General features: G+C 63.8%; 20 protein-coding genes. 13 read left to right on the plus strand and 7 right to left on the minus strand.

Annotated features, from left to right (window positions below; genetic code table 11):
• Positions 1–196: 196 nt before the first annotated feature.
• Positions 197–1807, minus strand: a complete 1611-nt coding sequence (locus P8R42_04730; protein ID MDG2303953.1) for an NAD(P)/FAD-dependent oxidoreductase — start codon at positions 1805–1807, stop codon at positions 197–199.
• 202 nt (positions 1808–2009) lie between these two features.
• Between P8R42_04730 and P8R42_04735 the strand changes: the two genes are divergently transcribed.
• Genes P8R42_04735 through P8R42_04745 form a run of 3 tightly spaced genes read left to right on the plus strand, consistent with a single transcriptional unit; the run spans position 2010 to position 3764 of the window.
• Positions 2010–2663 (plus strand): hypothetical protein, encoded by a 654-nt coding sequence (locus P8R42_04735; GenBank protein ID MDG2303954.1) that lies wholly within the window; start codon positions 2010–2012, stop codon positions 2661–2663.
• A gap of 7 nt (positions 2664–2670) precedes the next feature.
• Positions 2671–3288 (plus strand): carboxymuconolactone decarboxylase family protein, encoded by a 618-nt coding sequence (locus tag P8R42_04740; GenBank protein ID MDG2303955.1) that lies wholly within the window; start codon positions 2671–2673, stop codon positions 3286–3288.
• Positions 3289–3341: 53 nt separating this feature from the next.
• Positions 3342–3764, plus strand: a complete 423-nt coding sequence (locus tag P8R42_04745; protein MDG2303956.1) for a hypothetical protein — start codon at positions 3342–3344, stop codon at positions 3762–3764.
• A 1190-nt stretch (positions 3765–4954) separates the two neighbouring features.
• On the opposite strand, the gene P8R42_04750 is transcribed toward P8R42_04745, so the two are convergent.
• Positions 4955–6358 carry a myxococcus cysteine-rich repeat containing protein gene (locus P8R42_04750; protein ID MDG2303957.1) on the minus strand — a complete coding sequence of 468 codons (1404 nt, stop codon included), beginning with the start codon at positions 6356–6358 and terminating at the stop codon, positions 4955–4957.
• A gap of 443 nt (positions 6359–6801) precedes the next feature.
• On the opposite strand from P8R42_04750, the gene P8R42_04755 reads away from it, so the two are divergent.
• The 3 genes from P8R42_04755 to P8R42_04765 all read left to right on the plus strand — a co-directional run bounded on the left by P8R42_04755 (position 6802) and on the right by P8R42_04765 (position 10046).
• On the plus strand, positions 6802–7968 hold the full coding sequence (locus P8R42_04755; protein ID MDG2303958.1) for a hypothetical protein: 1167 nt from the start codon (positions 6802–6804) through the stop codon (positions 7966–7968).
• A gap of 221 nt (positions 7969–8189) precedes the next feature.
• Positions 8190–8318 (plus strand): hypothetical protein, encoded by a 129-nt coding sequence (locus P8R42_04760; GenBank protein ID MDG2303959.1) that lies wholly within the window; start codon positions 8190–8192, stop codon positions 8316–8318.
• A gap of 324 nt (positions 8319–8642) precedes the next feature.
• Positions 8643–10046, plus strand: a complete 1404-nt coding sequence (locus tag P8R42_04765) for an oxygenase MpaB family protein (protein ID MDG2303960.1) — start codon at positions 8643–8645, stop codon at positions 10044–10046.
• Positions 10047–10487: 441 nt separating this feature from the next.
• Here P8R42_04765 and P8R42_04770 read toward each other — a convergent pair whose 3' ends face one another.
• The 3 genes from P8R42_04770 to P8R42_04780 form a co-directional block, all read right to left on the minus strand.
• Positions 10488–10943, minus strand: a complete 456-nt coding sequence (locus P8R42_04770) for a hypothetical protein (protein MDG2303961.1) — start codon at positions 10941–10943, stop codon at positions 10488–10490.
• 320 nt (positions 10944–11263) lie between these two features.
• Positions 11264–12154, minus strand: coding sequence for an SDR family NAD(P)-dependent oxidoreductase (locus tag P8R42_04775; GenBank protein MDG2303962.1), 891 nt, complete (start codon positions 12152–12154; stop codon positions 11264–11266).
• Positions 12141–12797 (minus strand): TetR/AcrR family transcriptional regulator, encoded by a 657-nt coding sequence (locus tag P8R42_04780; GenBank protein ID MDG2303963.1) that lies wholly within the window; start codon positions 12795–12797, stop codon positions 12141–12143. The genes P8R42_04775 and P8R42_04780 overlap by 14 nt, the downstream gene beginning before the upstream one ends.
• A 91-nt stretch (positions 12798–12888) precedes the next feature.
• Between P8R42_04780 and P8R42_04785 the strand changes: the two genes are divergently transcribed.
• The 4 genes from P8R42_04785 to P8R42_04800 are packed head-to-tail and all read left to right on the plus strand — an operon-like array spanning position 12889 to position 15418.
• Entirely contained in the window at positions 12889–14271 is a 1383-nt protein-coding gene (locus P8R42_04785) for a cytochrome P450 (protein MDG2303964.1), read from the plus strand.
• Positions 14268–14468, plus strand: a complete 201-nt coding sequence (locus P8R42_04790) for a ferredoxin (GenBank protein ID MDG2303965.1) — start codon at positions 14268–14270, stop codon at positions 14466–14468. The genes P8R42_04785 and P8R42_04790 overlap by 4 nt, the downstream gene beginning before the upstream one ends.
• 11 nt (positions 14469–14479) lie before the next feature.
• On the plus strand, positions 14480–15040 hold the full coding sequence (locus P8R42_04795) for a nuclear transport factor 2 family protein (GenBank protein ID MDG2303966.1): 561 nt from the start codon (positions 14480–14482) through the stop codon (positions 15038–15040).
• 3 nt (positions 15041–15043) lie between these two features.
• Positions 15044–15418 (plus strand): NAD-dependent epimerase/dehydratase family protein, encoded by a 375-nt coding sequence (locus tag P8R42_04800; GenBank protein ID MDG2303967.1) that lies wholly within the window; start codon positions 15044–15046, stop codon positions 15416–15418.
• 274 nt (positions 15419–15692) lie between these two features.
• On the opposite strand, the gene P8R42_04805 is transcribed toward P8R42_04800, so the two are convergent.
• On the minus strand, positions 15693–16616 hold the full coding sequence (locus tag P8R42_04805; GenBank protein MDG2303968.1) for a TIGR03564 family F420-dependent LLM class oxidoreductase: 924 nt from the start codon (positions 16614–16616) through the stop codon (positions 15693–15695).
• A gap of 127 nt (positions 16617–16743) precedes the next feature.
• Here P8R42_04805 and P8R42_04810 point away from each other — a divergent pair, with 127 nt between their 5' ends.
• The 3 genes from P8R42_04810 (at position 16744) to P8R42_04820 (ending at position 19685) form a co-directional block, all read left to right on the plus strand.
• Entirely contained in the window at positions 16744–17481 is a 738-nt protein-coding gene (locus P8R42_04810) for an SGNH/GDSL hydrolase family protein (protein ID MDG2303969.1), read from the plus strand.
• A gap of 283 nt (positions 17482–17764) precedes the next feature.
• Complete coding sequence (locus P8R42_04815; GenBank protein ID MDG2303970.1) at positions 17765–18097, plus strand: carboxylesterase family protein; 333 nt, start codon at positions 17765–17767, stop codon at positions 18095–18097.
• Positions 18098–18443: 346 nt separating this feature from the next.
• Positions 18444–19685 (plus strand): hypothetical protein, encoded by a 1242-nt coding sequence (locus P8R42_04820; GenBank protein ID MDG2303971.1) that lies wholly within the window; start codon positions 18444–18446, stop codon positions 19683–19685.
• A 670-nt stretch (positions 19686–20355) separates the two neighbouring features.
• Here P8R42_04820 and P8R42_04825 read toward each other — a convergent pair.
• Positions 20356–20612 (minus strand): hypothetical protein (locus tag P8R42_04825; protein ID MDG2303972.1); only part of this gene is annotated, 257 nt, incomplete at its 5' end.

Raw genomic sequence — 20612 nt, forward strand, 5'->3', positions numbered from 1 at the left:
CGCGTCTTCAAGAAACACTCGAACCGACAACCTGCCCTGGCACTTCGGGCAGACGAGCCGGCCAAGGACCCGCTGAGCCATTGGCATACAGGGCATAGGATCTATGGATCCTCTTCACTTGCAACGGCACCGCCCACACGAATCCGCCGAGGCCGCGTATCGCCGACGGGATGTTCTACGAACCGGACCCGCCACCTCACTTCAACGCGAAGCCCTCGTACCCGTTCGCCGCGACCTCGTCGCATTTTGCGACGTAGAGCGAGAAACTCACGTAGGGCATGAACACCCGCGGCTTCCCAGGGACGTTCGCGCCGAGGTACCATGAGTTGCACTGCGGGAAGAGCGTAAAGCTAGCGACGTCGTTCACGTGCTGCACCCACTCCTCCTCCGCGGGCTCCGTCGCCTCGATACAGCGGAGACCCTCGTCCCGCATGTGAGTGATACAATCAGCGATCCAGTTCACGTGCTGCTCGATCGCGGGAACCATGTTCGTCAGCACAGAGGGGCTGCCCGGGCCGGTGATTACGAAGAAATTCGGGAAGCCGACGATGCCGAGGCCAATATACGTGCGCGGCCCCTCCGACCACTTCTCCTTCAGCCGCTGACCACCCTTGCCGCGGATGTCGATCCGATCGAGCGAGCCGGTCATCGCGTCGAAACCGGTCGCAAAGACGACCGCGTCGAGCTCGTACTCCGCGCCGCCAACCATGAGGCCTTTTCTCGTGAACGACTCGATCGGCGTCTCGCTCACGTCCACGAGATGTACGTTCTGTCGATTGAACGCTTCGTAGTACCGTGTGTCTGCACAGAGTCGCTTGCAGCCGAGAACCTGCTTCGGAGAGAGTCGCTTTGCCAGTTCGGGGTCGCCCACACGGCTCCGGATCTTGCCGCGAACGAATTCGGCCGCGCTCTCGTTCACTTCGTGATCGAGCAGTACGTCGGTGTAGGAGCCCATGAAGAAGAGCCCCCCGCGCTGCCAGTACTCCTCGAAGCGCGCGTTGCGGTCCTCGTCACTGACGCCGAGGCCGGCGTCATCGGCCGAGGGATAATCGCTGCCAAACCCGAGGTGCGTCTGGCGGCTGGCTTCGCGGAACGCGCGGTAGCGGCTCTTGACGTCGCGCTGGTAGGTAGAATCGAGCGGGTGGTTGTGGGCCGGCGCGGCATAGGTCGCGGTGCGCTGGAAGACGGTGAGGTCGGCCGCCTCCTCGGCGATGAGCGGAATGGCCTGCACGCCCGACGAGCCCGTACCGATCACCCCGACGCGCTTCCCGGTGAAGTCGACGCCCTCATGCGGCCAGTGACCCGTGTGGTACGTCGCGCCCTCGAACGTCTCCCTGCCGTCGATCTCCGGGTTGTGGGACGACGAGAGGCAGCCGGTCGCCATGATGCAGTGCGGTGCGACGAACCTTCCGCGGTCGGTCTCGATCTGCCACTCGTTCTTCGACTCGTCGAAGTGCGCGGAGGCAACGCGCGTTTCGAGCTGAATGTCGCGGCGCAGGTCGAACCGGTCGGCGACGTGGTTCAGGTAACGCAGGATCTCGGGCTGCGCAGCGTAGCGCTCCGACCATTCCCACTCCTGCTGCAGCTCGTCGGAGAACTGGTAGGAGTACTCCATGCTCTCGACGTCGCAGCGCGCGCCGGGGTAGCGGTTCCAGTACCAGGTACCGCCGATGCCGCTGCCCGCCTCGACCACCCGGACCGAGAGCCCGACGCTCCGCAACTTGTGGAGCATGTAGAGGCCGGCGAAGCCGGCTCCGATGACGACGGCGTCGAACGCCTCGGGTTTTTCCGTCTGAAGTTCAGTCATGCGTCGCTCCGGCGCGGATCAGCGCTCCGATTTCGCTAGAAGACTAGCTACCCAGACGCAACAATGCGTTTTGCAGCACGAGGAGTCCGACCGCATCACCGCCCTGGAGCGTCGAGAGCCTCTTCAACTTCTTCGCGATGGATTCCCCACGCGGGATTTCGCTAGACTACATCGCCGTCCGGCAGAGCATAAGGAGAGACCCATGCCAATCAGCGATTTCGGCTCCCACGATCCCGAGTTCACCCGGGCCCAGAAGGATGCCTGTGCTCGCATCATCGACGCCGTGCGAGCGCTCAATACGAAGGTCGTGCGCCTCAGTGGGTCCGTCGCGGAGCTGAACGAGGCGGCCGACCACATCGAGCAGGTGACCGCCTCGCTCGACCCGGTGACGGCCAGCCGCGCGATCGAGACCTTCCACTTCGAGTTCGATCCGAACGATCCGAACCGGGTGATGCCCTTCAACCCCGCGACCGGCGCCATGAACCCGATGGCCCCGAAGATCGTGATGCGGCTCGACGGCGACACCCTCGTGGGCGAGTTCGCGTTCCCGAGCAACTACGAGAGCGGCCCGGATATCGTGCAGGGCGGAATGGTCGCGGCATTCTACGATCAACTCCTCGCGTTCGCGGTGATGTCCCGCGGACGCACAGGCCCGACCCTCTGGATTCGGGTCAGCTATCTGAAGCGCACCCCAATCGAACAGCCGCTTCGGTTCGAAGCGCAGGTCGTAGAGATCGACGGAGACAACTACCTTGCGCGCGGAGTCTGCTATCTCGGGGACACGAAAGTGAGCGAGGCCGAAGCCGCGGTGCTCGGCAAACTAGACATGCCGCTGGTCGGCCAACAAGCAGAGTGAGGCCCCGATGAAAGGTCGAATCGAAATGCTCTCCCAGGAAGACGCAGTGCAGACCGCGAAGGATCTCGGCATTCCCGAGCAGGTAGGCGGTCTGAACATCTTCCGCACCCTCTTCCACAGACCGAAGACAGCGAAGGCGATCAACGATCTCCTCTTCTCTCTGCTGTTCGAGTCTGAGATCGGTCACCGCCGACGAGAGCTCATCATCATGCGCATCGGCTGGACCACCGGGTCGGAGTACGAGTGGACCCAACACTGGCCGATCTCCGTCCAGATGTTCGACTGCACGCAGGAAGAGATCCTCGCACTCAGGGGCGACTGGGCGTCGGCGACCTGCTTCGACGAGGTCGACCGCGCGATTCTGTCCGCCGTCGACCAACTGCTGGAGACCGGCGACCTCCGCGACGAGACCTGGCAAACCTGCTTCGACGGCCTCGGCCGCGACGCGGCGATCGACATGGTGACGGCTCTGGGCACCTGGTCTCTCATCTCGAAGGTCGCGCGCGGATTGCGCGTGCCGCTGGAAGACGGCGTCGTTGGCTGGCCGCCCGACGGCGAGGTTCCGCCCGTCGGGTCGGTGCCTGGCCCAGCCGGAGCGCTCCATCGGTCGAAACCTCCGGTCTGATCGCTCTCGCGGAGAGCCGACCGGACACGCCTTTTTGCCGCCAGGATGAATCGATGGCGGCCTCGGCGAAGCTGCCGGGCGCCCTGCTGGCGGTGGCAATGCTCCTCGCCGACATACGCGGGCTACCACCACTAAAAGCCCATGCGAAGCCGGATCTCCAAGCGTATCCGCCCGCCTACCAGTATCTCGACGAGAACCGGGAAGGGCGAACGCTTCTCGAGCTTCCGCTCATGGGGGCAGCGCCCGCGTCGACGCGCATCCGCTACAGGACCAGGCACTGGCTTCGGAGGTTCGACGGCTACAGTGGCTCCCCTACCCCGACGATCATGTCCTTCTCCAGGTTCACCAGGAAGCTTCCCGCACCGCAGCCTCTTCAAGGACTGCTCAACCGGGTGGAAGTCGAGTGGCGGCTACCCGTCGACCTGGGCAAATCGGCCGATCATCCTTCCTATCGTCAGACGGTGACGGCCGGGTGACGCAGAGACTCCAAATCGAGAGCGTGCGAACTTTCCTCGGGCGAGGCGTCCCGCATGTCGGCCAGATGCTCGTCCAACAGTCCAGCCACCGCCGAACCCGATAGATCATCAACTATTCTTTTTACCAGCGATTACTCCAACCCGGCACAGCGGGTTTTGACAGCATTGACACCACCATACAAAGACCCGTTATCCGCCTATTGAATATGCGAAAATCTTTAGGCTCTGCCAATCGGGAAGGCCAGCACCTGATCTATGCTGCCGGCCTCAAACGCCAACATTAATAAGCGATCGACGCCCAGCGCCGTTCAGGACAGCAATCCTTTTGCGGATCGGTACGTTCAGGACAAAGACGTTCTTGATTTTTATGAATAGCCCTAAGCCGCCCAGCGTTTCCGCCACGGACGGGAAGAAGGCGCAGCGCGCCCGCTGGCAGGATTGGGCTTGACGAATACAGGGCCACTAAGAGGAAAAGAGCCTTCATCTTTCCTACCGTCAGTCTCTGAAGAATGTCACGCCGGCGGATGTCTACTTCGGCCGGCAGCACAGCATCCTCTCGAAGCGAGGGAGGATCAAACGAAGTACGATGAAGGAACGGAAGAGGCTCTATCGAGCCGGTAAGGCAGCATAGGTTGCTGTCGAAAACTGTCTCTTAGAAAAAGACATCGCGAGTCCGAAAAGTTTCGACGACGTACAGCCTCCGGATCGTCGACCAGGGACTCGAGCAGGCGCACGAGCTCGTCGACCGACGGCGCCGCGTCACGCTCCGCTTGGGTCTCGGGCTCCTCTCGATCGCGATCGTCGGCGGCCATCGGTGTTCGAGACTACCGCAGGCCACCCGATCGGCCGTTCGGCGCGACGCGCGTGCTCCGTCCGGTCAGGCTGCCGCCGCTGGTCCTCTCTCTGGCCCGCCGTCTCCCCGCGTGTTCGACCGGTGGCACAGAGCGGATTCGCGACGACCAGGACGACAGGCGGACGAGCCAGACCGGGCGGCGCGTCCGCACAGGCCGCGAGGAGCACGAGCACTGCAACCGGTGCCCAGCACGAACTACTCGTACCCTAGCCCCCGAGGAACACACCGCCGAGGCTTCCGCCCGACGGTTCTCCGACGACGGAGACCGTCAACCGAGCCGCGCCCCCTTCCACAGCCACGCCGTGGTTGGGCTCGCGGCCAGACTGCCGGACGGAGGTCACACCTGCGGAGAGCTGTGCCGACGAATGCCGGCGGGTGCACCCTGGTAGACGCCAATGACCGCAAAAAGCGCGACGAGTAGAACCAGACCGCCGAACGAGAGCGAAGGAACCGCCGCCTCGACACTGCAGCTCGCCGAGCAGCCATCCCCACCCGTGACGTTCCCGTCGTCGCAGGTTTCACCCGGGTCGGTCAACCCGTCGCCGCACTGCGCGAGCTTCCATGTGAAGTCGTCGAGCAAGACGTTCGTATCGATCGAGTTGTCTCCAGCGTCGAAGACCATGAGGTCGAGGGTAATCGTCTCGCCCGGAACGACGCGGGCAGCTGCGTTGAGCCAGGTCGTGCCACCGCCGGTGGTCGTCGACAGCCCGGTACCCGCGAGATCGGCGGTACCGCTCGGACAGGTATGGCACCCGGTGGCCGTACACACCTCCCAGGTCGTGCTGTTCAGGTTGAGGGGGTTGCCGATCGTGTCCAAGGCGATGTTGCCGTCGGCCGGAATCCCGGGGGCGTTGGAATCGATCAGTGCCAGGTGGCTGTCGTTGAAGGCTGAGCAGACACCACCGAAGTCGGCCGAAAAGAAGCGATGGCGGTAGCGGATGCCGTTTGCATTGGTCGGGACGCGCAAAGTCAGCCGCAGGTTCACCGAGTCGTTCGCGCCCGCCCCGGACGGGCAGACGCCCGAGCATCCAGCGTTCGAGGGCATGCTGCCGCCGTTGGCTGCCAGATAGGCGGCGGGCACGGATCCTATCGAGCCGTGGTCGGTCCCGGGATGGGGCGCGACGAAACCCGGGTCGAAGATGTCGCGCATGGTGCCGCTCGAGAGCCCGGCCATGGTCGCGCCGTTCTGGGGCGAGACGTTGCTCCCATAGCCGTCGAGCACGGCCGCCTGCTTGTTGGTCATGTCGCTGAGCACAAAAGCGTTGGGCGTGGAGCCATCGGCGAGCAGGAACGCAGCGTCGATCAGTCCCCAGGTACGGCTGGCGAGCGGCGGGGCTGCGCTCGTTGCCTGGCAGATGTCCATGGCCTCGGCGAGTTGCGTGGGGAGAACGCTGAAGTCGGAGGAGGCGCTGCAAGTGGACGGCGCAGTCACATCCGAGGTCGCCACGTCGCAGTCGTCGTCCACACCGTTGCCGACAATCTCCAGCGCACCGGGGTTCACGAGGGCGGGACTCACACCAGGGCAGCTTGCGGCCGTGTCGCAGCAATCGCCGTCCGCTGGCTCCCAGCCATCGGAGTCGAGGTCGGCCGCGCCCGCCGAGGCGGCCAGGAGAAGCGTCAGCGTGCCGGCGGCAAAGGCAAGGCAGAGACCAAGCAAGCGTCCCGCGCCCACCGGGGCCGGTCCGAGCAAAAAAAGATCCTCTAGGAATTGATGCGCCGCGTGCCGAGTGTCTGCCGCCATGATCAAACCTCCAGGAAGCAGCTAATACCAGCGGATAGCGAAGTTCAAGCTACGTTTTCGCTACCGTCATCCTATCGTCAGCTGCTCAAGCTCGGCACCCGAGTCGTGAGCCGCGGAGTGATGCTGCGGTGGGTGAGTCGACCGAGCTCAATTGAAGGCCCGTCGAACGAAGCCCTATAGGCCTACCTGTGCGCAATGCTCGAGCTGTGTCCAAGTCGTGGCAGCGCGGATGGATCGGGCAGAATTGCGCGATGCCGAGGCTCTAGACTTCTGAAAACCCACCTTTTCGCCTTGGTTTTTTTTCGTCGCATGGCTCCGATCTTGCATTTGACCCCTGTGGCCGTCAGCCTGCGGTCCCGAAACCCCGTCTTCGCCCCCAAGCCACCGCAGCAGGCTCGCCGGATGCCGCCATGTCATTCCCTTTGCAATCTGGAGAATCCGAAGTGCTGAGATTGAATTCGAACATGCAGGATCGAGTCCCTACGCCGCGCGCCGGTGCGCGTGCGCCGATTCTTCGGCTGCTCCTGCTGGCTGCATTCCTCAGCAGCATGGCTTCGCCGCCACAGGCAGCCGCGGTCGAGACGACGAACTGGCTCGATTACATGATCATCGCCCAGGACCGGATGAGCATCGGGCCCAACCTGAATCTCACAGGAAACTTCGCAGTCACTGGCCCGGGGGGCACGCTCGCGGTCGCTCAACACAGCTTCCAGGTCGACGCCACTCCGGCGCCGCTCATGGCTGCTGACAACATCAACCTCGGCTCGCAAGCGTCGATTGTCGATGCGTACACGAACCTGATTACCGGAAGCCCCACCGCCGAGGTGCGTGGGCAGATTTTCGAACAGAACTTCCCCTTGGCACTCAATCTACCGACCTTCCCGCTCTCGCAAGTCTGCCACTCTTGCGCACTGAGCGAAGACGACGTCATCGTCTCGGCCGACGGCCACATCACGCTGAGCCCGGGTTGCTACGGTGAGTTGTTCGCCCACTCCGACGCGACAGTGATGCTGCAGCCGGGTTCCTACACCTTCAAGGAGTGGGACATCCGGAAGTTTGCCAGCGTGATCGCCAACGGCCCTGTCCAGATTCACGTTCGACACAAGCTCAAGACGCAAGAGGGTAACTTCCTTGGTGCCACCACTGGGGACGCGCTCGATTTTCAGGTGTGGATTGGTGCAAAGAAGTCGTGTGCCCCGCTCTCGAAGCCGACCTCGAGTACGGTCGGGAAGTTCAGCGTCGCGATGGGCACCTTCGTCGCCCCCGAAGACGACGACTTCAATCTCAAGAAGGGCGTCCTTCTGACGGGGACTGTCGTAGCCGAGCAGGTCAGCGTTCGCGGGCAACACAGCGTACGTCCGCCGCCGACCCCGATGCCCTCGGTGACTCCAACTCCCTCCGCGACACCGACCCCGACCCCGAACTTGCCAACACCGATTCCGACGGCGCCGTTCATCCCGCCGACCCCGGCTCCCTCGGTGACTCCGACTCCCGTGGCGACTCCGACCCCAAACCTGCCAACGCCGATTCCGACGCAGCCGTTCACCCCGCCGACCCCGACCCCATTGCCTTGCTACATCTCGCCGCAGCCTTCCAATTGCATGCGCTGAACGACCTCCGGCTGCGGGTAGAGACGAGGATCGCGAACGCGCCTCCGAGGACTCCAGCGCTTACGGAGCCCGCAAGGTCTGACTTCGGCTGATCCGCGAGAAAACCAAGGTCTTGGTCCGAGGGCTCCCCACGGCGGTCGAAGCGGAGGGCTACTTGCTCGATTGCACGCCGAGCGACTGCGTATCCACTTTACCAGGGCGGGGCGTGTGATCCCTTGGACGTGCCGGACTACCTTTGTGAGATCGGTGATCTGGGCGACGTCGAAGGTGCCTACCTCGGAATTGACGATGAGAACGACGTCGACGGCGGGTACGCGGACGAGCCACGCTGCAACTGCTGCGACTTCTGACCCCGTAGGGTGGGGAGAGCCCGGCCGCCGGGTGTGGCTGAGGCGCGATGGCCGGAGCGCCGTCTCCGCCGATGTCTCCCGGGAAACGGTATAGGTAGCCCTCCCCCCCGCCTGAGAGCAGCCACACCGAAACGACCCGTATCCAGAGGGCTCGCTCGGAATCACGGGGGATGCCCCGCGCCACGATTTCGCAATCAGTACGACGCGGGACGCGATCACGGGAGGAAGGGTGTCGCGTTCTCCTGGCCCACCCGATTCCTGATCTAGGACGGCCGCACGATCGTCCTTCCACGCGGGCGCACAGATCAGCTATACGCGAGCATCATGTCCGTGCAGACGAACGCGAGTCCATCGAGGGTCGGGGACGACCCGGCCGAGCCTCAGGGTGACCGAGGGCCACGACTGATCAAACAGACACCACCCTTCTCCGAGGCGGTTCTCCAACAACGAGGCGAGATCCCTGCGATCTACGGCGGGGTCGACTTCTCAACGGTGCCCGAACGCTTTGACAGCGACGCGACGATCGACGAAGACCGGTTCGTTCCGATGCGTGCCGCCGTCTCTCGTGTCTTTGAACGCCCCGCATTGATGGACACCATCCGCGAAGCAACCATGAAGGGCGACCGCACCGGCGACGCTTACGCGGCCCTCATCCCGCAACTGGGGTTCCGCACGCTGGTCGGCATGCTGGAAACCGCCTGCGCCCACGGTGTCGAGAGCGTCGCCGATGCCCCTCCAGAGCTCGTCTCCCTCATCTCCTCGATGGAGGCAACGCCCGAATGGATCGACATGAAGCTCGTCGAGCAAGGAGCACGAGCGGAGCGGATCCCGATGGCAACGGCGACGCCCTTTGCGATCCGCGGCGCCTTTCTCGCAACGTTCCTAAACAAGTACGCCGCGCTCCCGATGACGATGACGGGCACGCTGTCCGATGAGGCTGCGGCGAAGCGGGTGTTCGAGACAGCGAGCTTCTTCACCGCCACGACGCTGCCAGGCGCGCTGGACCGCCACGGCAAGGGGTTCGAGGCCGCGGCGAAAGTCCGCCTCATGCACTCGATGGTACGCTTTCACCTCCTGAACTCCGGCAAGTGGGACGTCGGCACGTATGGCATTCCGATTCCGCAGGTCGACCAGATGCCCGCCGGGTTGATCGGGGTCTTCCTCATGTCGGCACAGCTCCTTCGGAAAGGAAAAACGGAGTTCTCCGCGGCCCAACGCGCGCTGGTCGAGCTTTCGCGATTCCGCTGCTTCCTCCTCGGCCTCCCGCAGGACCTGCTGGGCGAGACGCCGCAAGAGATCGTGGACCTGTTGATCGCCCGCCACGTGTCACTGCGGGAGGCCTACGATGACGAGACCTGCGGGGCCTTGGTACGAGGCACGATGGCGGCCAACCTGTTCGATCGCTCCACGCTCAAGGGCCGGATGCACGCCTGGCTCGAGAACGGGTTCTCCAGGTTCATTCTGATCAAGAGCTTCCTGAACGGCGACACCGAGAGGGCGGCATCCATCGGCATCACTCTCGGCCCTGCGGAGAAGGCGGCTGCCGTGGCTGCGGGCGCCGCCGTGGCCGCGTCCGCGGCGTTCTACCGGATCGGCCTGCGTCTGCCGTTCGTGTCCGCGCGGATCGATCGCCGGCTCAACGCCAAGATCGCCCGACTCCTCGACACGTATGGCCATGCGGACTTCGTGACGGACGCGGATCAATATGGCCTCAGTTCGGCGCCGTAGCGGCCGGAGGATACCGACCCGAGCCACCGCGTACGGCGCGCCCTGGCATCTGCGACGTGTTCAGCGATCAGCTGCGACGGTCGCTGGGGGCGGGCAGGCGCGACTTCGTATTCTTCCGCAGAGGAGAAACGTAACGACTCCTAGTTTTCCTACTTGGAACCAGATCCACCAGTGCTTCTCGCAAATTTTCATGCTCCAGCCGGCGGTGGCCGCTTGAACGTATCCGCAACCCTAAGTGGCACCGGGTCGGCCGCCCCCCCGAGGAGAAGCTACTTTGAACCGCCGGTCCTCCTCCGTCACAGGCCACAAGTCTGAGAACGCGGACCACCACGCCCCCTGCCCGGCGTTCATCTCAACATGAACCCGTCCACCCAATCGAGGTTGAACGATCGTCTCGTTGCGTCGTGACGCATCAGGAGGCCGCTCTCAGGCAACACCTCGCTACGAAGCAGTTCCCGTTCGGAGCATCTCCCCGAACTGGTCCTTCCGCTCCCGAATGAACCGCCCGAGCGCGTGGGGATGGCGCGTGGTCACAAAGTCCACGTCCAGCAACCCACGGGACACCAGATCCGTGAACATCTCGCGGACCGGTTTCCCCGCAGCCACGATCAGCTTGGGCTTCCTGTAGTCGATCTCTGCGACCAAGTGCCTCTTCACACACTCCGCACCGATCTCTGACCGCACCTCGGGCCCGTACTCGCCGAAGTTCCGAGGTGTGGTGCATCGAACCGCATTCGTGATCACCACCCGGTCGAGCACCTCGCCCGGCTCACACCGACTCGTAGTTTTTCTTGGCAGCCAGCGCGAGGAGAGCGAACGATCGACGTTGCAGTTCTGGACCACAGGGCACCCAGCGGTGCATGTCACGACGTTTCGGTAGTACGGAGACGCTCCCATCGGGGCCACTCTCGGATGGCACGCCCGGAGAAGCAACTGCCTGCGCACCGCTTTGGTTCATCCAGACGCTCGCTCTGAGTGGCCTACGGCGCCGATGCGCGGAAGAAGATCGAGTAGAGGACCGGGATCACCACCATCGTGAGCACCGTTGCGAACATCAGGCCAAAGACGATCGTTACCGCCATCGAGATGTCGTGAGAACGAGGCGGGAGTCACCTCGGGTTCGAACGGGCCAGAGTAGTCGTACAGAAGTGCTCGTGTGTCGTCTCCCTGATCTTCCATTTTCGCGCGCGGCGCGATTCTCACTCGGCCCGATCGCCCTAATGTGCGTTCGGCAGCACGGCCAGGACCTTCTTGGCGAGCTCCTCGACCGGCCACGGGCCATCCGCCTCCTGACGAAACCCGATCAGGGTCTCAGTCGGCGCGGCGTGCACGCCCACATATCCCCCTGCGGCGGAGAAAAGCTTGCCCGTGACGTCTCGTGCCAAGTCACTCGCGAGCAAGACGTAGAGTGGGGCGGCGTGCTCTGGGTCGGCAGGGGCGAGCGAAGCTGCGCGAGTCGCGTCGTCGAGGATTCCGCGCGCATGCAGGCGCTCGATGTGCCGCTCGTACTCCGGCCCGGTCGAGAGGCGAGTCCGGGCCCCCGGGCAGACGGCGTTGACGCGAATACCGTGCTCGCGGAGCTCTGCTGCGAGCGCGAACGTGAGACTGTTGGTACCGCCCTTGCCCGCCGGGTAGCCCGACCCGCCGTAGATGCCCACGTAGGCGTGCGAGCTCGTATTGACGATCGACCCGCTCCCCTTCCGCACCATGTGCGGGGCCGCGTGACGACACGTGTTGAAGACGGTCGTAAGGTGCGCGCCGATCAGCTCCTGCCAGGCAGTGAAGGAGAGGTCGAGGATCGACGATCCCGGCGGCTCTGCAGTGCCCGCGCAGTTGACGAGGATGTCGATGGCGCCGAATCGGTCGATACACGTCTCGACGAGCGAGCCGGCGACGTCGAAGTCGGCAGCGGATCCCGCGCATCCGTGCGCGCTCCCTCCCGCGTCCACGATGGCACGCACCGCCTCGTCGATCGCCGACTCGTCACGTCCGTTCACGATGACGGAGGCGCCGTGCATCGCGAGAGCCTCGGCCACCGCGCGGCCGATGCCGCGGCTGCCGCCCGTGACCACCGCAGCCTTGCCCTCGACGCTCTTACTTGCGGCCATCGCGTCGGGCCGCAGAGAGCTGGCGCAGGAGCGTCTCTTTCAAAAAGCCCAGCTGGCGCTTTCGCGTCTCCTTGGGCCCGCGCTCCAAGACGTGCACCGATGAGAGGCCTGACAGAACCGCGACGACATAGCCCTGGATCGCCACCGCGTCGGCTGGCGGAAGGGGAACGTCGCCGAACAAACGCTTCCAGGTCTGCATCCAGCGGTCGAGTTCCACCATCGCGGCGCCGTCGGGGAGACCACCGTCTTCCTCCGGAGCGCCGGCGAGGTTTGTCAGGATCTCCGTCGCCGAGCGGAACGTGTCGCTTCGGAAGTGCTCCCACGCTGCGTCGACGAAGCCGTCGACCCTCTTCTCGAGCGAGACGCCGTCAGACGGTACCGCGTCGACCCGGTCCATGAACTCGCGCGCGCCGTCTTCGAGCACAGCCAGGAGGATCCCGGTCTTGTCACCGAAGTGATGCTGAGCAGCGCCCCAGCTCACGCCGGCGCGGCGCGTGATCTCTGTCGCCGTGGCGCGCTTGAAGCCAAGCTCGGCGATGGCCTCGACGGCCGCAGCCTTGATCCTGGTGGTCGTCTCGGCCGTGCGCTCGGCGTGGGTGCGCCGGCGGCGGACGCGGCGCGTTGGGGAAGTCGTCGTCGCCATACTCGAATCCTCGATATCATGGATCTTCTTTACCATCTAGGCATAATACATTTACCTTGCTTTTAAATGGTAAAAGTGCGAAACGAGCCTCATGCAGACAGCGCCGAAAGAGGAACCCCACGAGGTCGCCGCTTTGAAACTTCCCCCCAGGCTGTCCGGCGGCTGGCCTCTCGTGGGACACCTCCAAGCCCTCCGACGCGCGCCGATCGACCTCTTCTGGCGAGTTCGGAACGAATGCGGCGACGTCGGCGAGATCAAGCTGGCCACCTCCGAAGTCGTCCTCCTCACCGGCGAAGACGCGCAGGAGGCCTACTTTCGCGCCCCGGAGGAACAACTCGACCAGGCCGCCGCCTACCCGTTCATGACGCCGGTCTTCGGAGAGGGCGTCGTGTTCGACGGCACCACCGAGCAGAGGCGGGAGGCCATGCAAGCGCAGTCGCTGCGCGACAAGATGATGCGCGGACACGCCGAGACCATCGCGAGCGAGGTCCGGCTGATGGAGGCGCGTCTCGGCGACTCGGGCGAAATCGACCTGCTCGACTTCTTCGCCGAGCTGACGCTGTACACGTCGTCCGCCTGCCTCATCGGCAAGAGCTTTCGCGAGGAGCTCTCGGCCCAGTACGTCCCGATCTTCTACGACCTCGAGCGCGGTACGGACCCCCTCGCCTACGTGAATCCGTATCTACCGATCTCCGCGTTCCGCAAGCGCGATCGCGCCCGCAAGAAGCTCGTGGGCATGATCGCGGACATCTTCGAGCGGCGCGGCAAAGTTCCGAAAGAAGAGCGGGAGCTGTTCGACATCCTGCTCTCGCTGAAGCACGAGGACGGATCTCCGCGGTACACGATCGACATGCTCACCGGCATGTTCATCTCGACCATGTTCGCCGGCCACCATACGACCTCCGGCACGACCGCGTGGACGCTGATCGAGCTCCTCCGCCATCGCGACTACGGCGGTCGGGCCATCGAAGAGGTCGACGCACTGCATGCGCAGGGTGAGGACATCACCTACCAGGCGCTGCGCGAGATCCCCGTCCTTGAGAACGCCATCAAAGAGGCGCTCCGCCTGCACCCGCCGCTCATCATCCTCATGCGCAAGGTGATGTCCGACTTCGAACACAGCGGCTACCGGATTCCCGCCGGCAAGATCGTTGCCGCCTCCCCCGCCGTCTCGAACCGCATGCCCGAGAAATTCCCGGAGCCAAATCGGTACGACCCCGACCGCTACGCCGAGGGCCGCGCCGAGGATCGCCAGCCGTTCGCCTGGATCCCCTTCGGCGCGGGCCGCCACCGCTGCATCGGCGCCGCGTTCGCCCAAATGCAGATCAAGGCGATCCTCGGGATCCTGCTTCACGACTACGAGTGGGAGCTCTCCCAGCCCCACGACAGCTACCAGGACGATCACTCCAAGATGGTCGTTCAGCTCCGCCAGCCCTGTCGCGCCAAATACCGGCGCAGGGAGGCACAGAGATGAAGATCCGCGTCGACTACGATCTTTGCCAGGGACACGGAACGTGCAAGGGAGAGGCTCCCGAAGTGTTCGATGTCGACGACGATGCGATGCAGGCGATCATCCTGCAGGAGAAACCGGAGCCCGCGCTGCACGACAGAGTCCGTCAGGCGGCCAAGTTCTGCCCGACGAATGCCATCCAGATCGAAGAAGAATCCTGAGGAGAAAAGACATGTCGTCCTTCCCGAGAGAAGAAATCAAAGAGATGCTCCGCCGCTGGGTCGCTCAGAACACCGAGTGCGGCAAGACCGGTGAGTGGTCGAAGATGGCCCGGTTCTACACCGACGACGCGCTGTACACTTGGAACAATGGCGCCGACTGGGAGTTCGCGGCTCGAGGCATCGACCAGATCCGGGATTGGGTCTTCGGCACGGAGATGGCCGGGCTCGAGAACTGGAACTACCCGTACGTCCGCACCCTGATCGACGACGAGAAGGGCGAGGTCCTCGGCGTCTGGCGCCAGGTCGCACCCGACAAGGACCCCGATGGCAACCCCCACGAGATCGCCGGCACGGGCGGCTCGTGGTTCCGCTACGCTGGCAACTACAAGTGGTCGTGGCAGCGCGACTTCTTCGACCATATGAACGCGGGCCACATCTTCCTCAAGATGGCCGAGCAAAAGCAGCTCAAGCCGGCAATGATCGAGCGCATGGAGAAGGGCTCGAAGATGCCGGGGTGGATCCGCCGCTCAGAGCTGGACTGGTACGAGACGATCGTCGACCGCGAGGACTGACGATTGCGGGGACTCCTAACCGGTGCAACCCGCTTCATCGGCTTCCACGAGGCGGCGGCGCTGGTGCGCGATTCGGAGAAGGGCGAGCGCCTCCTCGGGCCGCTCGGGATTGGGGCCTCCGACCTCGTGCGTGGGGACATGACGGACCCGGGTGCGGTACAGACCGCGGTCAAAGATTGTGACGCGGCCATGCACGCGGCCGCCGGAGTGTCGGTGACGAGCCAGGCCGTGGACCTCTTCTCCAACCTCCGAGGCACGAAGGTCGGCTTGGGTGCGGCCATCGCGCGCGCCGTAGTCCGCGAAAACTCGTCACGGCGGTCGATCAGGTTCCAGTGGCCTGCATCCATATACCTCGGCCCGGCTCGGCGAAGGGTCTGAACCCGCCCACCACCCAGGGCGCAGAGGGGGCATCGGCCCCATCTCCCATCCCTTCTCTGGGGATGCCGCGAGCACTTCTACAGGGCTCGGCACCCCTGCTATCCCATGTGTCCGCGTTCACTCCGACGGCTCGGGAATCGCGTCGACCGAGTTTCCGGACACGACGGGGCGCAGCCGGGGCTCCAGTACATCATTCGGCCGAGCGGGCGAGGCGGTCTGTCGAATGCGTTGGTCATTGCGCTACAGATCAACGTGCCGATCTGAGAGTGGGTTCTCAGCTACCGAGGCAGAACGATTTCAAGAGAGTGCGCGTGCGGCTGCGCTCGTCGTCGTTGGTGGTGAACTCAGAGGCGGCGAAATCGGTGACGCCGGCGCCCGCCAACTCGTCGAGCTTCGCACGGACCTGATCCTCGTCGCCGATCAGGGCCAACTCGCCCGGGCCCTCGACCCCTTCGCGGTCGAACATGGCGCGATACGAAGGCAGGCTGCCGTACATCGCAAGCCCCTTGGCGACGATCGCACGCACGCGCGCGGCGTCGTCGGTGACACAGACAGGAAGCGTGGCGATGATTCGCGGCGCCGGCCGGCCGGCTGCTTCTGCTGCCGCGGTGAGCTTCGGGCGGATATGCTCACGCACTGTGCGCGGTCCGACCCACGCGAGCGTCGAGCCATCTGTTCTCGCGCCCGCAACCCGCAACGCCTGCGATCCGAGCGCCGCGACGACTACGGACAGCGGCTCCTCCGGCGCCCGAAAGATCTCGGCCTCGCAGGAGAGAAGTTCGCCGGTGAAGGAGACCTTGCCGCAGGTGACCAGAGGCATCAGAATCGAGAGGTACTCTCGCATCTGCCGGATCGGCTTGGCGAAGCCGATGCCGAGCTGCGCCATCATCATTTCGTGGGAGAGGCCCACGCCCAGCGTCAGCCGGTTTCCGATCACACCGCGGGCCGTGAGCGCCTGGCCTGCCAGCACCATCGGGTGGCGCGGCAGCATCGGGACCACCGCGGTGCCGAGCTCGATCCGCGGAACCCGCTGGCCGACGAGCGCCAGAACGGTCAGCGCATCAAAGCCGCCGGTGGGGTGTTCCGCGAGCCAATAGCTGGCGAAGCCGTCGTCGGCGGCTCGTGCTGCGTGCTCTGCGACCGAGTCGACCGAGGCCCGGAGAACCAATCCCGTACCGTTGATTCCAAGACGCATCATCCAATCTGCTTACAAGAACCGGCATGCGATCTGTAGCTGGCTCCAACTCCATTGGGGCTCTTCCGCCGGCTCGGATCGTCGCTCGTAGCCAATTGCCCGAGTCTGCAGCCTCGGATATTTCACGGGGATGCGAACGCTCAACCTCCTCCTCCTTTCCGTCGTCCTGATCGCCGGATACGGCGGCTGCGCCGACACCGCGTCCCTCCCCGAGATCCTGCGCGGGGTCGACTGCGTCCGAACCGCGGAGCAAGACCCGCTCCAACCGGCCGACAGCTGGGATGTCCTGATCGAGGGCTACGAACGGGCCGACTCGCAGAACCCGCCCGAACCCGGCGCGACCGTCTTCATCGGCAGCTCGAGCATCCTCTTCTGGGCGACCGTAGCCGACGACATGGCGCCGTTGCCCGTCCTGAATCGGGGCTTTGGTGGCTCTGTCATGACGCAGGCCACCGGCTACATCGATCGGATCGTCCTTCCGTACCAACCGCGAGCGGTGGTTCTGTACGAGGGCGACAACGACATTGCCTTCGGCCTCTCCGCCGACTGCGTCCTGGAGGATTACGATGCATTCGTTGCGACGGTCCACGAAGAGCAGCCTGACGTGCCGATCTACTTCCTCGCCATCAAGCCGTCGATCGCTCGAGCAGCGCTCTGGCCGGTGATCGAGCGAGCCAACGCCCTCGTGCGTGCGCGGACGAGTACCAACCCCAAACTCAACTACATCGACGTTGCGACGCCGATCTTCGACGCGAGCGGCGAAATCCGAGGCGATCTATTCGTCGCGGACGGACTGCACTTGAACGCTGCCGGCTACGCGCTCTGGACCAGCGTCGTCCACCCGGTTCTTCTCGGTGACCTTTCGTAGGCCTACGACCGACGCCCCCTTCGGCAGAGTGATCGCCGCTCTTCTTGGCTGGCGATGTTCGCTCTCGAAGGCGCCGTCGTTGATTGCCTGACCGGTGGTAAGGCCAACCAATACAAGGCACTTCTCGATTTTCTCGAAGAACTCGTTTCGCAAGAGGTGCGAACAAGCCAGTAGGATCCAGGGAGAATTTTTCATGCGCGCCAGAAATGAAACTGCGCTCCTCCAACGTCCCTCGATCCGAGGTTGGCGAACCTTGCTGATTTCGCTTTTGTTGTCGTTGTCGATGCTAGCTTTTCAAGGCTGTGGCGACAGCGATGGAGCAACAGATTCCGCAGCAACCGACCCTCTTCTTGCCCGAACCAGTCTAGGTGATGTCCAGGGCTTCGAGCGAGAAGGAGCCGCCTGGTTCCTTGGAATCCCGTACGCAGAACCTCCGGTAGGGAACCTGCGTTTCAAGCCACCGGTTCCGACAGCTCCGTGGACGGGAACTTTCAATGCGGCCTCATTTGGACCAGCTTGTCCTCAACCGGTCGAGGCGGGCCAGGTTCTCTATCAACACCAGAGCGAAGACTGCCGTGTTCGGGTTCAGCTGAAGTTGGACCGAATCGGGGTTTGAAATAAGAGACACTCGACCGAGCGTCCTCGATGGGGACGAAGACCGTCACCTGGGTGAACCGAGCGGTGTGCTCCGGCGGCCGGCTCCGATGCCGGGCGGTAGGAAATATGAACGGCCTCTTTGCCCGGGTCGACGGGTAGCGGCGATCGCGAAGCCTGGAGCGAGGTCCAGTTTTCGGGTGCAGGCGGCCGCGTCGTAGCCGCCGGGCGGAACGGTCCAGAGATGAGGCGTCGGCGTGATTCGGCGAGGCAATGTCGCCTCTTGTCGGTCGAGCTCGCGCCCCGATACTCCTTCCTTCGATTTTGACTGTTGCCTTCGCCCATTTCGCCGTGGTAACGCAGTCCTCATGAAGCCCCCTCGGACCACTCCCTCTTCCCTTGGAATCCGCCTCATTCCTGCCCTCCTTCTGCTCACAGCCGGACTTCTGCCAGCGAACGGCCATGCCGACGAACAGATCTTTGACGATCTGATCGTACACGAGAACGTCTGCATCGGCCAACCTTGCGCTGACGGAGAAGTTTTCGGGTTCGCCTCTCTAAAGCTCAAAGAAGATAACCTCCGGATAGAGTTTCAGGATACGTCGGTCTCAGCTGCCTTCCCCACGAAAAACTGGGAACTGCGCGCGAATAGCAGATTCAACGGCGGCGAGGAGTATTTCGGGATCGTCGATATGGATGATCTCTCGCAGACGTGCGTCGGAGGAAACAACGACGGCGCCGACTGCACGTCGAATCCGGATGCGTGTGGAGGCTCTTGTGTGGATGGACCAAGTGTCGGTGCCTCCTGCTTTTCGGACTCGTCTTGCGGCCCTGCCACCTGCGTTGGAGGCACGAATGACGGCGCCTTTTGCGTCGTCGACTCCATGTGCGCCGGTGGGACCTGCAACTTCCCGTATACCTGTAGTGGCATTGGAACCTGCTCGGAACCGGGCAATGTGATCTTCCGCGTCGGTGGCGATGCTCCGGCCGAAAGCCTTACCATCGACTCCGCCGGAGTCGTGTCGGCTCCGGCGGGCGCGGTCGTCTCGACCGGACTCGAGGTTGTGGGCAGCATCGGTGTGACGGGAACCGTCGACGGCCGGGACGTTTCGGCCGATGGTGCAACGCTCGACGGCATCTCCGGCGGTATTTCGACCAATGCCTCGAACATCTCCGCGAACACGACCGCGATTGCGGGAAAGGCCGACGCCTCGGCCGTGGCCGCGAACACGACCGCGATTGGCAACAATACGACGGACGTCGCGACCAACAAGACCGCAATCGATACTCACGTGGGCGATACCAGCAACCCGCATAACGTGACTGCGGCGCAGCTCGGGATCCCTTCGGGACCTGGTGGAGACCTTCAAGCCGGAATCCTCGAGCAGAGTGACTTCACGACCACCGGGTCGCCAAGAACCGCGGAAGTCACGTTTTCGTCTCCGCGCACTCAGCCCTATGTCCTAGTCCTCGGGCTCGTTTCGAAAAACGCCAAGCTCCTCGGCAATGCAACGATTCTCGAACAACGTGCAGACGGCTTCACCGTAGGAATGCCGAAGACCAACATGAGGAAGCTGGTACAGCTGAACTGGATGGTCGTCACGCCCTGACACGATTCATTGAACAGACCTGATGGGGAAGGTCGCGCAGCCCCGATTTCCTTCCGGTTCGGCGTGAATCGTACTGACCTGCCCCCGATTTCTCGGTCCATCTGAGACATGAGCGACCTCCTCCTCTTGGCTTAGGGGTGAAACTCATACACCCGATTGTCCGCCCGGCGGGCGTCGACGCGGCCGCCTGGACCCGAAAACTGGACCCCGCTCCAGGCTTCGCGGTGGCGGCTACCCGGCGACCTGGGCAAATAGGCCGTTCATGTTTCCTACCGCCGGCAACGGAGGAGACTTCTCTGGCGAACGTGAATATTGCTGGCGGTTTCATCGCATGGCCTCCGGTTCCTCGTCTTCTAGGATCATGTCCTCAATGCCGCCCGACGGCTCCGCCGCGGCCGCTTGAACCCGAAATCCGGACCTGGCTCGAGCCTTCGCGGTGGCGGCTACCCGCCGTCCTGGGCAAATGGGCCCTTGATCCCGCCTACCGCCAGTCCACTTCTTGGTGGCCGGTTTTGGGGCGGACGCAGACTTGGAGAGTGTGCAGTTTAGCCCCTCCTTGATTCTGGAGTAGCTTCGGCTCCGTCACGGCCGCCTCCTTTCTTTGATCGATATCCTGTCGGCTGGGGCAGCAGGCCATGACTGATTGGAATCGTTTCAGGCGACCCTTTGATCATTTCGGAGCGTTAGTGGACTTCTCTGTCGCTGCCTGCGTCTCGGTTGTGTCCGTCGGCGCCGACCACATCTCCTGCACCTTCTCCCACTTTGGGTTGATGACTAGGGCGCCGTCATCATCGACGAGGTACTTCGCGGTAACGTAGGCCGCGACCTCTGTTGGTGTGCCTCCCTCGGCGAACATTGCCTCCAATTCGGCACGGTGGCGATCGTCGTTCGGCGTCCGCCGCTTGTCCGCCACCTCAGCGAGCTCCT

This window comes from Candidatus Binatia bacterium (assembly GCA_029243485.1).
Classification (GTDB): domain Bacteria; phylum Desulfobacterota; class Binatia; order UBA12015; family UBA12015; genus VGTG01.

Excerpts from the sequence above, each read along its gene's own strand:
- P8R42_04730 (MDG2303953.1), bottom strand. The coding sequence starts at position 1,807 with ATGACTGAACTTCAGACGGAAAAACCCGAGGCGTTCGACGCCGTCGTC.
- P8R42_04735 (MDG2303954.1), top strand. The coding sequence starts at position 2,010 with ATGCCAATCAGCGATTTCGGCTCCCACGATCCCGAGTTCACCCGGGCC.
- P8R42_04740 (MDG2303955.1), top strand. The coding sequence starts at position 2,671 with ATGAAAGGTCGAATCGAAATGCTCTCCCAGGAAGACGCAGTGCAGACC.
- P8R42_04745 (MDG2303956.1), top strand. The coding sequence starts at position 3,342 with ATGGCGGCCTCGGCGAAGCTGCCGGGCGCCCTGCTGGCGGTGGCAATG.
- P8R42_04750 (MDG2303957.1), bottom strand. The coding sequence starts at position 6,358 with ATGGCGGCAGACACTCGGCACGCGGCGCATCAATTCCTAGAGGATCTT.
- P8R42_04765 (MDG2303960.1), top strand. The coding sequence starts at position 8,643 with ATGTCCGTGCAGACGAACGCGAGTCCATCGAGGGTCGGGGACGACCCG.
- P8R42_04770 (MDG2303961.1), bottom strand. The coding sequence starts at position 10,943 with ATGGGAGCGTCTCCGTACTACCGAAACGTCGTGACATGCACCGCTGGG.
- P8R42_04775 (MDG2303962.1), bottom strand. The coding sequence starts at position 12,154 with ATGGCCGCAAGTAAGAGCGTCGAGGGCAAGGCTGCGGTGGTCACGGGC.
- P8R42_04780 (MDG2303963.1), bottom strand. The coding sequence starts at position 12,797 with ATGGCGACGACGACTTCCCCAACGCGCCGCGTCCGCCGCCGGCGCACC.
- P8R42_04785 (MDG2303964.1), top strand. The coding sequence starts at position 12,889 with ATGCAGACAGCGCCGAAAGAGGAACCCCACGAGGTCGCCGCTTTGAAA.
- P8R42_04790 (MDG2303965.1), top strand. The coding sequence starts at position 14,268 with ATGAAGATCCGCGTCGACTACGATCTTTGCCAGGGACACGGAACGTGC.
- P8R42_04795 (MDG2303966.1), top strand. The coding sequence starts at position 14,480 with ATGTCGTCCTTCCCGAGAGAAGAAATCAAAGAGATGCTCCGCCGCTGG.
- P8R42_04805 (MDG2303968.1), bottom strand. The coding sequence starts at position 16,616 with ATGATGCGTCTTGGAATCAACGGTACGGGATTGGTTCTCCGGGCCTCG.
- P8R42_04810 (MDG2303969.1), top strand. The coding sequence starts at position 16,744 with ATGCGAACGCTCAACCTCCTCCTCCTTTCCGTCGTCCTGATCGCCGGA.
- P8R42_04815 (MDG2303970.1), top strand. The coding sequence starts at position 17,765 with ATGCTAGCTTTTCAAGGCTGTGGCGACAGCGATGGAGCAACAGATTCC.
- P8R42_04820 (MDG2303971.1), top strand. The coding sequence starts at position 18,444 with ATGAAGCCCCCTCGGACCACTCCCTCTTCCCTTGGAATCCGCCTCATT.